The 13,228-nt window shown below is 37.2% G+C and carries 9 protein-coding genes; all 9 read left to right on the forward strand.

Annotated elements, in window-relative coordinates:
• Positions 1-102 precede the first annotated feature (102 nt).
• The 9 genes from BLS98_RS06765 (at position 103) to nadC (ending at position 13,036) form a co-directional block, all read left to right on the forward strand.
• A complete protein-coding gene (locus tag BLS98_RS06765; protein WP_089734864.1) occupies positions 103-699 on the forward strand; it encodes a tetratricopeptide repeat protein in 597 nt (198 codons plus the stop codon).
• Between the two features lie 35 nt (positions 700-734).
• Positions 735-2,834 (forward strand): T9SS type B sorting domain-containing protein, encoded by a 2,100-nt coding sequence (locus BLS98_RS06770; RefSeq protein ID WP_089734867.1) that lies wholly within the window; start codon positions 735-737, stop codon positions 2,832-2,834.
• Between the two features lie 152 nt (positions 2,835-2,986).
• A complete protein-coding gene (dnaB, locus tag BLS98_RS06775) occupies positions 2,987-4,573 on the forward strand; it encodes a replicative DNA helicase (protein WP_089734868.1) in 1,587 nt (528 codons plus the stop codon).
• A gap of 24 nt (positions 4,574-4,597) precedes the next feature.
• On the forward strand, positions 4,598-5,074 hold the full coding sequence (gene rnhA, locus BLS98_RS06780; protein ID WP_089734870.1) for a ribonuclease HI: 477 nt from the start codon (positions 4,598-4,600) through the stop codon (positions 5,072-5,074).
• 163 nt (positions 5,075-5,237) lie between these two features.
• Positions 5,238-7,505 carry a T9SS type B sorting domain-containing protein gene (locus tag BLS98_RS06785; protein WP_089734872.1) on the forward strand — a complete coding sequence of 756 codons (2,268 nt, stop codon included), beginning with the start codon at positions 5,238-5,240 and terminating at the stop codon, positions 7,503-7,505.
• Positions 7,506-7,542: 37 nt separating this feature from the next.
• Entirely contained in the window at positions 7,543-9,810 is a 2,268-nt protein-coding gene (locus BLS98_RS06790; protein ID WP_089734875.1) for a T9SS type B sorting domain-containing protein, read from the forward strand.
• Positions 9,811-9,934: 124 nt separating this feature from the next.
• The gene (locus BLS98_RS06795) at positions 9,935-10,561 is read left to right on the forward strand and encodes an NAD(P)H-dependent oxidoreductase (protein ID WP_089734876.1); all 627 of its coding nucleotides are present in this window, start codon (positions 9,935-9,937) and stop codon (positions 10,559-10,561) included.
• Between the two features lie 30 nt (positions 10,562-10,591).
• Entirely contained in the window at positions 10,592-12,163 is a 1,572-nt protein-coding gene (gene nadB, locus BLS98_RS06800) for an L-aspartate oxidase (RefSeq protein ID WP_089734878.1), read from the forward strand.
• A 12-nt stretch (positions 12,164-12,175) separates the two neighbouring features.
• A complete protein-coding gene (nadC, locus tag BLS98_RS06805; protein ID WP_089734880.1) occupies positions 12,176-13,036 on the forward strand; it encodes a carboxylating nicotinate-nucleotide diphosphorylase in 861 nt (286 codons plus the stop codon).
• Positions 13,037-13,228: the final 192 nt, after the last annotated feature.

A 13,228-nucleotide genomic window follows, 5' to 3' on the forward strand; every position in this document is an offset into this window, starting at 1 on the left:
AAATACAATATTACAAAACAAGAACGCTCATTATTTAAATATATATCAAAATACATCACCAAACATTAATAATTTCATATATTTGCTAGAAATATCCCCTTTATGAATAAAATTTTATTTATTTTAAGCTTTTTCGTGACTGGTTTCTGGGCAAGTGCTCAGACTTTTACCGACAAAGCATTACAACAAAGTGCTTCACAGCTCAACACCACCAATACCGAAGGTGATTACGACAAATTATTTAAGAAATTCACAGAAACTAATACTTCTGAAAAATGGCAGGCTTTTTACTATGCGGCTGTTTCTATGTATCTTAAGGCAGATCTTTTATCAAAAAAATCTCCTGCCTCAGCTAGCGAGCCAAGCATTATGGCCGAAAAATTTGCTCTCGGAGGAAAACTTTCCCAACCCGACAATGCTGAAAACAACATTCTCTTAGGGCTCGTTATGTTGCAAAACGTACAATTGAATGTTTACAATGATCCGACAAAAGCAATGCAAGAAGTTTCAAAATATATTGCAAAAGCAGAAAGTTCTGATCCGAACAACCCAAGATTAGCAATCCTAAAAGCAAAATCAGCTGAAAAATCTGGCAACACGACCGAGGCTGAAACTCAATACCAAAAAGCAGCAACAGGTTTCACAACCTTGAGCTCTATACCTGGATGGGGTAAGCAACTTATCTCTGGAAACAAATAATTTATTTCAAGTATTCAATTTTAAATCGGTCAAAAATGAAAAAATATCTACTGATTTTTCTAATTTTCATCACCCAAATGGTTTTTGCACAGCAGGACTGTATCACAGCAATACCAATCTGTAGTGATTCAGAAATCTCACTAAAACCTAACGGGAGCGGAAGCGTAAAAGAAGGAAGCGGCTGTCTAAGCAGCGAGAGTAACTCTATATGGTTCACCTTCAGCATACAAACAGCAGGAACCTTAACCTTCCTTATTACTCCTATGGGACCCAACGCTTACGACATTGATTATGATTTCGCATTATATGGACCCAATCATGACTGCGCCAACATCAGAGAACTCCCTTTAAGATGTTCTTATGCGGGAATGGGCAACCTAATAAGCAGACCTCTTACCGGTCTTAGTATGACCGCAACAGACACTACAGAAGGCGGTGGTGGAATCGGATTTGTAAAATACATTGATGTACTTCCGGGAGAGGTATATCATTTACTTTTAAACAACTATTCCTCTGAAATTGCACCTTTTAAATTAAGCTTTGGCGGAACAGCAACATTGCTTACTCCTTTTGATAATAATTCATTAAAAATCTATCAACCTTTCCCATTCTTAAAGCCTGGTGCAAAAAATGATGGAAACATTGACATCTGTGGCAATCCTGTAACTTTTGACTTTGCTACCCTATCCAATCACATCAGAAATAACAACCCAAACTTCATTATAAAATATTATCGTAGCGCAGCCGATGCAGCAAGTGATTACGACCCTATCACGGCCCCTATTTCAGTTAATACTACTACAAAATATACATATTCTATTTCTTATGCTGACCCTACCAAACCCCTCAGCTTTTTAAATCAATGTAGAGAATTTGGGGACATCAGATTTTTTGACAGATCATTCAAACTGACCGTTGGGGAAATTACCTCATGTAGTAATAACAACTCAGGAACAGCATTATATGACTTATCATCAGCTGATATAGGAATAACACCCAATCTTAATGTAAAGTACTATCCTTCAATGTATGACCTCGATCACGTCATCAACGAAATAACCAATCCTTATCAATATGTTTCAGCAGAAGGATCTGTTTTTGTAAAAGCAACCAATGAATTTGGATGTATTACGATTACAGAAATTAAATTAAAATTCCATCCATTGGTAAAAGCACTTCCTGACCCTACAATAATAGAATGTCATCTGGAAGCAAATCCTTCTATGGGAATGTTCAATCTTGATAACGCTCCAATTACAGTACCAGCCGATGGTACGAAGAAAAAATATTACCCTTCAATGGCTGATGCAGTAGATGCAACCAATGAAATAACAAATTACAAAACCTACATGGCTCCTAATGGCTTAGTATATGTAAGGGTATACGATGACCTTGGATGTTTCACTGTTGCTAAAATAACACTTCAAGTACTTCCTCCGGTAAAATCCAGTATTCTTCAGGATAAAATCATCTGTATGGAAGACAAAACCACTCTGGATGCAGGACCTGGATTCAAGAAATACGAATGGAGCACCGGAGCAACAACCCAAAGCATTAGTGATGTAGGAGTAGGAACATACTGGGTAAAACTAACATCCAAAGTTCAAGAATGTGTTACTACTCAAACTGTAAAAGTATATCCTGCTGAACAGCCGGTTATCTCCAGCATTGATGTATCTACTACAAATATTACAGTAAATGTAATAGGAGGAACTCCTGACTATAAATACTCTATAGACAATGTTGTATGGCAGGATTCTAATGTATTTAATAATGTACCAAGAGGTAATTACAAGGTCTATGTAAAAGATGCTTATGATTGCGACCCTATTATTGTTGAAGCAATAGTTCCTAATATTGTAAATGTTATTACACCAAACGGAGACGGAATAAACGATGTTCTTGATTATTCTGCTATTGCTGGTAAACAAAATCTAACCTTGAATATCTTCGACAGATATGGTGTGAAAATTCACCAGGCTGACAAATCTAATGGATACAAATGGGATGGAACCATTGCAGGTAAAAAAATACCTACAGGTACTTACTGGTATTCTCTAACATGGAATGAGAATAACAGCAAAAACACCCCATTCAAATTTTCAGGATGGATTATTGTGAAAAACAGAGAGTAACCTCTCCATTATATCATAAAAAATCACCTCAATTGAGGTGATTTTTTTTATCAACACATCCAATCCACTATTAACCGCATTTTCACAAAGACTGCTAATAATTTGTTGAATACTATTTTTTAAATATTTTTTAAATAAGCTATCTTTGCACCATGGCGCAGAAAGAAACATTATCATCCCTTACCCACGGAAACTTTGCAAAAGAGCTATCTATTGCGGATGGAAAAATGCCTCCTAATGCAGTGGACTTCGAAAGACTTGTTATCGGAACTTTTTTGATTGACAAAAAAGGTCTTGACCATTCCATTGATCTCCTTACCTCGGAAGTATTTTACGATCCCAGACACCAGGTTATTTTTTCCACTATCTTAAAACTCTATGAAGGTAACCATCCTGTGGATTTGATGACCATTATTCAGGAACTTAAGAAAGAGGACAAACTAAGCCAGGCAGGAGGAGATCATTATATTATTGACCTTACTATGGGAGTAAGTTCATCTGCCCATATTGAATATCACGTTCGTGTTATTCTTGAAAAATATATTTTAAGAAGTCTTATTAATGTTTCCGCGAATGTAATTGATTCTTCTTATAAAGAATCAACCGATGTATTTGAACTTCTGGATAAAGCGGAACAATCTTTCTTTGAGATTACCAACGGAACGATTAAAAAAGGATTTGATACCGCCAACTCATTGGTAAAACAAGCAATTGACACTATCAAATCTTTAAAGGACAAGCAGGGACTTTCAGGAGTTCCTTCAGGATTCCGCGATGTAGATAAAGAAACCGGAGGTTGGCAGAATTCCGACCTTATTATCATTGCTGCCCGTCCGGCGATGGGAAAAACAGCATTTCTTCTTTCGATGGCAAGAAATATTGCAGTGGGTCACAAAATCCCAATGGCTTTATTCTCTCTCGAGATGGCCTCAGTACAGCTTATCACCAGGATGATTGCTTCTGAAACAAGAATTTCATCCGAAAAACTAAGAAAAGGAACTCTTGACGACGAAGAATGGCAAAGACTATTCTCCAACGTATCAGAGTTGGAAAATGCCCCTTTATATATTGACGAAACTCCATCATTATCCATTTTCGACTTCCGTGCAAAATGCCGAAGACTGGTAATGCAGCATGGCGTAAGACTAATAATGGTTGACTACCTTCAGTTGATGACCGCTGGTAGCAGCGGAAAAGGAGTTGGAAACCGTGAACAGGAAATTTCCATGATCTCCCGTTCATTAAAAGCAATTGCAAAAGAATTGAATGTTCCGGTAATTGCCCTTTCCCAGCTTTCCCGTAGCGTGGAAACACGCCCAGGAAAAAGACCTCAGCTTTCAGATCTAAGGGAATCCGGAGCAATTGAGCAGGATGCGGATATTGTATCTTTCATTTTCAGACCAGAATATTATAAAATCACCGTTTGGGATAATGATGATGAAGGACAGGAAACATCTACAGAAAACCAAGCCGAATTAATTATTGCAAAACACAGGAATGGTGCTACAGCCGATGTGAGATTATCTTTCTTAAAGCATTTTGCAAAATTCGGTGATATTGAAGCTGCCCTTGACGGCGGTATGGGGGGCGGTTATCCATCAAACTTCGGCGAACCAAGTGGTTTTGACAAGATCAAAACAACTATCCAGCCTGGAGCGGCATTTGATCTTCCGGACAGTTCAAAACTTTCAGGATCTTCCATGAACGATTTTGATGATGATGACGATTTCCCGTTTTAAATAATTCAATTTTATAAAGCAGATTTGAGAATCGAAATTTATACAGACGGCGCATGCAGTGGCAATCCCGGAAAAGGAGGATATGGAATTCTTATGCGTGTTCCAGAAAAAAATTATCAAAAAACTTTTTCTAAAGGCTTCCGAAAAACCACTAACAACAGAATGGAACTTCTTGCTGTAATTTCTGCTATGGAAAAGCTAAAATCTACAGAAAATGACATTCATGTATATACCGACAGCAAGTACGTAGCAGATGCTGTTAACCAGAATTGGATCACTGGATGGATTAAAAGAGGCTGGAAAAATGTAAAGAACCCAGACCTATGGAAAAAATTCATTGAACTGTATAACCAGCATAAACCTACTATGCACTGGGTAAAAGGACATGCAGGCCACTTTGAAAATGAGCTATGCGACAAACTAGCAGTAGCTGCTGCCAATTCACCCGATCTGGAAATAGATTCTTATTTTGAAGGACTGGATAACAACTCTCTCTTTTAATTTAATTAATACAAATTCCAAATAACGCGTACAACTTTCATTACTTTATCATAATAAATATCATTTTTTGAATAATAATTAATTTTTTTAACAAAATTAACACAAAATAACCATTTATTACTTGGGATTTAATATATTTACCATGAATTAAATTCCCAGTGAAATGAATAAAACTTTATTATTTTACTTCTCAATTCTTTTACTATCCCTATCTGGAGCATCTTTCGCCCAGACCTATCAACTCACCGGAAACCCTATCAACACTACAGGATGGACCGTTGTTCCCAGCGCGGCCACAAGCGGTGATTTTATTATGCTTACTGATGATGTTGGAAACAAATCCGGAGCGATAAAACTCAATGACCCCATTAATTTAAAATATTGTGATAAATGGAAAGTGGAATTTGATTTCAGAATTAACGGAAATGGAATTCCAGGATTTGGAAAAGGTGATGGCTTTGCCTTTTGGTACCTCGCCAATCCGCCTGTAACAAGCCAACAGGGATCAGGATTAGGAATCCCACAAAATGCCGTTGGTTTTATGGTTGGTTTTGATATTTACAACAATACAACCAGCGCTCAAATGAGTAAGGTGCACATTGCTTATGGGGTAGTTCCCAACACTACAGACACTAACAATATTGAATTTTTCAATACACCTGGAAGCTCATTCCACTCCGCAGATCTCAACACAACACAACCTTTCGTAGGCGACACCTATAAACACGTTGAAGTAACCAGCGAAACCGATCCCGCCAACCCTACAAATTGGATTATTACTGTAAAAATGGATGGAACCATTATTACTTCACAGTCATTCGCGCCTTCAGGCGGAGCTGCTACAATGACCCAGGGATACTTTGGTTTCTCAGCATCTACAGGAGGTGCATCAGCAAGAAATTCAATTAAAAATGTAAAAATATACACGGATAAGGTATCAATTCTAAAAAACTTAGCCACACAGTCCTTCTGCCCTAATCCAGCTACCGGATACGGAACCGTAAACTTAACTGATTTCAACACTCAGTTCGTTGCCAATCCTGGAAATTATACATTCAAATATTATCCTTTAGGCAGCTCCACCCCTATCTCTAATCCTGCCAATTATGAATTTAATACCAATACCACAGTAACCGTTGTTATTAAAGACAACGCCGGAATACTTTGTGATAATCCTGATGCAAAAATACAGTTGGATCTGGCTCCTTTTAAAGCCAACGACAAAACACTTACCGAATGTAACAACAATAAAGCAGGAACAGCCACTTTCAATTTAAATTCTGCCAATGTAACTGATGTGATTGGTGTTACAAAGAAATACTATAAGACACTCAATGATTTAAATTCAGGAACGAATGAAATTTTATACCCAGACACTTATCTATCTGCACCGGGCACCGTTTATGTAAAAGTAACTACACCCCTCGGATGTACAGGTACAGCAAAAATCAATCTTACTTTTTACCCTGAAACAACAGTAAAAGAGGCTACTATTGAATCTTGTTTTATTGAAAACAATGTACTCAATGGCGTGTTTAATTTAACAACAGCCAATATCACTTCACTTGCTACAGGGGTTATTAAAAAATATTACACAAGCATTACCAATGCTATTAACGACACCAACGAGATTACTGATATTTATCTATATACTTCAACAAGCAAAGCCGTATACGCAAAAGTAACAGACACCAACGGATGTTTTGCTATTGCTAAAATTAACCTTGTGGTACTTCCACCTATTAAATCTACAATTCTTAAAGACAAAACCATCTGTATAGAAAATACAACCGATTTGGATGCAGGCCCTGGTTTTGATGAATACCTATGGAGCACCGGAGCTAAAACTCCCATTATTAAAGATGTAAATGTAGGAACCTATTGGGTTAAACTCAGAACTGGAAATTGTACCACTACACAGATTGTTAACGTACAACCATCTCCCAACCCTGTAATAGCCAGCATTGATATCCATAACAATACGATTGTGGTTAATGTAGTAGGCGGAAAAACATCGTATCAATATTCGCTAGACGGAACTCATTGGCAAACATCCAATACTTTTACGGGTCTGGTCAGAGGAGAAGTAAAGGTTTTCGTAAAAGATTTCTATAACTGTTCACCTATTGAAGTTCAGATTACCGTTCCTAACCTCATCAATGCCATTACACCAAACGGGGATAACAAAAATGACTTCATCGATTATTCAGTTCTTGCCTACAAGAAAAACCTAATTTTCACAGTGTATGACAGATATGGAAACAAAATGTATGAAGCTAACAAAATAAGAAATTACACATGGGATGGAAGAGCTTACGGCAAAAAAATCCCTTCTGCTACTTATTGGTATACAATCTCATGGAATGAAAACAATAAAAACAGTACTGAAACAAAATACTCAGGCTGGGTATTGGTAAAAAATATGGAATAAACATTAATACAAATAACAACACCACAATCCTTCCACTATGAAAAAAAATCTACTCATTTTTCTTCTGGGTATTTTATTATGTCTGTCAGGAAAAATATACTCACAAACCTATCAACTTACCGGAAACCCTGTAAACACTACAGGTTGGGACCTTGTTTCAGATGCTATCGTAAGCGGAGATTTCATAAGACTTACTACTGACCAAACAAGCAAGTACGGAGCTATAAAATTATCCACTCCAATTACCTTAAGCTATTGTGATAAATGGAAGGTAGAATTTGATTTCAGAATTGACGGAAACGGTACAACCCAATTTGGACGTGGAGATGGTTTTACATTCTGGTATCTGGCTAACCCACCTACAGGATTTGTATCAGGTGGTGGTCTTGGAATTCCGGCCAATGCATCAGGACTAATGGTAGGTTTTGATATTTTCAACAACACTACAGAAGGCCAGATGAGTAAAGTACATGTTTTATATGGTACAAATAATACCGCTGGCAACAATATAGAATTCAACAATACCCCTGGAAGTACTTTTCACTCTCCAGACCTGAATGCTACTCAACCGTTTGTAGGCAACAACTACAAACACGTCGAAGTAAACGGAGAAACAGATCTTACCAATCCCACCAACTGGATTATTAAAATTAAAATAGACGGAGTACTTATTGCCGATCAGTCATTTGCTCCTTCCGGAAATGCAGTAGGAATAACACAGGGATATTTTGGATTTTCTGCAGCAACAGGAGGTGCTAGCGCCCGACATTCCATCCAGAATGCTAAAGTTTTTGTAGATAAAGTTCCTATTTTAAACAACACTATAAAACCTTTTGTTTGCACCAACCCTGCAACCGGAAGCGGAACTGTAGACCTTACTTCATACAATAACCAATTTGTAAACAATCCCGGAAATTATATTTTCACATATTATCTATTGGGAGTTGCTACTCCTATAGCTAACCCAACTAGTTTTCAATATACAGGAAACACCATTATTAAAGTAGTGGTTAAAGACCCCACATCAACGCTTTGTGATAACGGAGACGGCATTATAGAACTAAATCCCACTCCATTTGCAGCCACCGATGCCAGCCTTACAGAATGCAACAATAACAATGGTGGAGTCGGTATTTTTGATCTCAACACCGCAGCAGTAACCACAGTAACCGGTGTTACTAAAGAATTTTATCCAAGCATACATGATCTGAACGCCAGCACAAATCAGATCACTACCCCTTCCGCATATGTTTCCCCTCCTGGGATTATATATGTAAGGGTAATTACAGCGCAAGGATGTGTAAGCACTGCAAAAATCACACTGAATACCCATCCTGTTATAACCGTTTATGATGTCCCAATAGAGTCATGCTTTATAGAGAGCAACCCATTAACAGCCTCTTTTAATCTTATTAATGCTGGCGTTGTTCCAAATCCGGCAGGATTTACAAAAAAATATTACCCATCCATAACAGACGCTCTTAATGGAACCAATGAAATAACTACCCCAGGTGCTTATATTGCTCCCAATGGTGTAGCCTATGTTAAGGTTTTCAATGCTACCGGATGCTTTTCAATCGCTAAAGTTACTCTAACAGTCAAAGCTCCGGCTCCATCCAGAGTTTTAAAAGACAAAATCATTTGTGTAGAAAGCAAAACAACGCTGGATGCAGGCCCAGGATTCAAAAGCTATGAATGGAGTACGGGAGCCACTACACAATCTATTAAAGATGTTGGGGTTGGTATTTATTGGGTGAAATTAAAAACCGGAGATTGTTTCACTACTCAAACTGTAACGGTATTCCCATCAGAAATCCCTGTCATCTCTAGTGTAGATGTTTCAGGAGAAACCGTTACTGTACACGTAAATGGCGGAATGCCTCCTTATCAATATTCCACAGACAATATCACCTGGCAGGATTCTAACGTGTTCACCAATGTTACGAGAGGCGTTGCCAAAATATATGTAAAAGACAGTTACAATTGTGAGCCTATTATGATTAATGTCACAATACCTAATCTCATTAATATTATTACCCCTAATGATGATGGTATCAATGATTTTATTGACTATTCAGCATTGGCTATTAAACCTAATTTTGAAGTTAATATTTTCGACAGGTACGGTGTACAGGTTTTCAGGGCAGACAAAACCAATGGGTACAGATGGAATGGTACAGCTAATGGCAGAAGGGTTCCTACAGGAAGTTATTGGTATTCCGTTTCATGGAATGAAAAAAATAACATGAACAAAACAACACCCATCAACTTTGCAGGCTGGATTATTGTTAAAAACAGAAATTAATCACGTTTATCATTTATATTAGAAGAGTCACTCCGTTATGCGGGGTGATTTTTTTGTATTAATTTAAGAGGATATATTTCATTTTAAAGCCCCTTTATTCATATTCAATTCTTAAATTTGTGCTATGAATTATTTGGAAGCTTTAAGCAGAAGATATTCTGTGAAAAAATTTAATAATCAAATTATTCCTCAGGAAACCCTTCACAACATTCTTGAGTCAGGAAAACTGTCTGCAAGCTCTCTGGGACTTCAACCTTATAAGATGATCATTGTTGAAAGCGAGGATATGAAACAGAAACTGGTTCCTGCTTTTTATAATCCATCCCAGATTTCTACATGCTCTCATCTTGTTGTGATTGTTTCAAAGAAAAACATTGAAGAAAATTATATCCAAGGATATTTTAAACATATTTCTGAGGTAAGAGAAACTCCTCTTGAGAAACTTGATCCATTCAAGAACAGTATTAATCAGCATATTAATCAAAAAACACAGGATGAAATTTTCAACTGGGCAGAAAAACAGTCTTATATCGTATTAGCCAATCTGATGTATGCCGCTGCCATTGAAAATATAGACTCATGCCCTATGGAAGGCTTCAGACAAGATCTGATAGAAGAGATCCTGAACATAAATCCCGAAACAGAAAAAGTAACCGTCACCCTCGCTTTAGGCTACCGTTCTGAGGAAGATTACTTCCAGCACATGAAAAAAGTAAGAAAACCAAACGAAAAATTGTTTAAATTTATTTAATATTTAAATGATTGTACCTAAAGCAAGCACATGATAAAAGCGGATGTATTAGTAATCGGTTCCGGCATTTCCGGACTTTCTTATGCCATTAAAGTTTCTGAACAACTCCCTGATGCCAAAATCATCATTGTAACAAAGTCTGATGAAGACGAAAGTAATACCAAATACGCACAGGGTGGCCTTGCTGTAGTGACCGACTTTCAGAATGATAATTTTGAAAAACATATAGATGACACTATGCGCGCCGGAGACGGTGAAAACAAACGCGATGTTGTAGAAATGGTAGTAAAGGAAGCTCCTGCAAGATTCAATGAAATTGTAGAATGGGGAGCTCAATTCGATATGAAAAACGGCAAATTTGCTCTGGGAAGAGAAGGAGGTCATACCGAAAACAGAATCGTTCATCATAAAGACATTACAGGTTTTGAAATTGAAAGAGCCTTACTAGAAACAGCTAACAGCAGCCCAAATATTGAAATTCTGGACCATCACTACGTAATTGATATCATTACACAACACCATGTTCCGGGAAAAGAACTTAACGAAGGAGATATTCATTGCTATGGTGCTTATATATTGGATGAAAAATCCAAAACGATCAAAAAAATCACATCCAAAATTACACTAGCTGCTACAGGCGGGGCCGGGCATGTTTATAAAAACACAACCAACCCTTCTATTGCAACAGGAGACGGAATTGCTTTCGTAGCCCGCGCAAAAGGAAAGGTTTCCAATATGCAGTATTACCAGTTTCACCCTACTGCTCTTTATAGTAAGATTGACGGAATGCTTTTCCTTATTTCTGAAGCAGTAAGAGGAGATGGTGCCAAATTAAGAACCAAAAGAGGTGAAAAATTCATGCAGAAATATGATGAACGTGAAGAATTAGCCTCCAGAGATATTGTAGCCAGAGCCATTGATAATGAAATGAAAATTTCAGGAGATGAATATGTAGGTCTGGATTGCAGAGAAATGAATCAGGAAAGATTTCTTGAACATTTCCCGAATATTTATAAAAAATGCAAAGACGAAGGTATTGATCCCTTCACTCAATTAATTCCTGTTGTCCCTGCATGCCACTATTTGATGGGTGGTATTGAAGTAGACAGAGACGGACAATCTTCTATCAGAAACCTTTTTGCGGTGGGAGAATGTACGAATTCCGGATTACACGGAGCCAACAGACTCGCTTCAAACTCCTTACTTGAAGGATTGGTTTTCGGACACAATGCTGCGATGAAAACAGTATCCCTTCTTAATGAAAATTTATTCAATTTTGATGATTTAAAAGCAGTTCCGGAATGGAACGAAGAAGGAATGAAAATAATGGATGAAATGGTCATCGTCAGCTATCTGAGAAAACAACTTCAGGAAATGATGAGCGATCTGGTAGGAATTGTGAGAAGCAACAGACGTCTGAACATGGCTTTACAAAAACACCAGGAAATTGCAGCTGCAGTTGATGAAATCTATCACTACTCTATTCTTTCTCCACAATTATCAGAACTAAGAAACCTTACCACCGTTGCTCATCTCATCATTACCCAATCTATGGAAATGACAGAAAACAAAGGAGCATTTTACAATAAAGATTTAGCCTAAAAGCATACTATAATGAAAAGACCAGCATACGTTACAGATAAAGCATTAAAGACATTTATAAAAAATGCCCTTGAAGAAGACATCCAGGATGGAGATCACTCTACACTTTCCACGATTCCTGAAGATCTTCAGCAAAGCGCTAAATTGTTGGTAAAGCAGGATTGCATTCTTGCAGGCGTAGAATTGGCAGAAATTATTTTTAAAGCTTTTGATAAAAAGCTTAAAGTTGAAACTTTCATTAAAGATGGTACTCCCTGTAAAGTAGGAGATATTGCCCTTATTGTAACCGGAAGCGCCAGATCAATTCTTTCTACCGAGAGATTTGTTCTTAACTGTATGCAAAGAATGAGTGGTATTGCAACCCTTACGCATGATTGGGATTCCAGATTAGTAGGAAGTAAAACCAAACTTTTAGACACCAGAAAAACAACACCTAACTTCAGAATGTGTGAGAAATGGGCAGTGGCTATTGGTGGTGGAACCAACCATAGATATGGTCTTTATGATATGATTATGCTTAAAGACAACCATATTGACTACAATGGAAGTATCACTAATGCTGTGAAAATGGCTAAAGACTACGTTAAAAAGACGAAGAAAAAATTAAAAATTGAAGTGGAAACCAGAAATCTGGAAGAAGTTCAGGAAGCCATTAATGCAAAAGTTGACAGAATTATGCTTGACAACATGGATGTTAAGACAATGAAGAAAGCTGTAAAAATGATCAACGGTTCATGTGAGTCTGAAGCATCAGGAGGAATTACCCGTGATATGCTTAAAGAAATAGCATCTACAGGAGTTACCTACATCTCCGTGGGAGCTTTAACACACTCGGCTGAGAATATAGATTTGAGTCTCAAAGCGGTGAAATAGCGTTGAATTTTTAACAAAAAGACACCCCCTTTATTAAAAACTCAATAACATGACTTTTTTCATATAAAAAGTCGTTTTTTACTGATAAAACTGACAATCAAACACTTAACACTATTAAGACTGATTAAAAATTAACATTGAGTTAATAATAGTTAAAATATATTTTGCGAATTTTGCAGAAAATTAAATCTA

Source organism: Chryseobacterium jejuense, from assembly GCF_900100075.1.
Lineage (GTDB): Bacteria > Bacteroidota > Bacteroidia > Flavobacteriales > Weeksellaceae > Chryseobacterium > Chryseobacterium jejuense.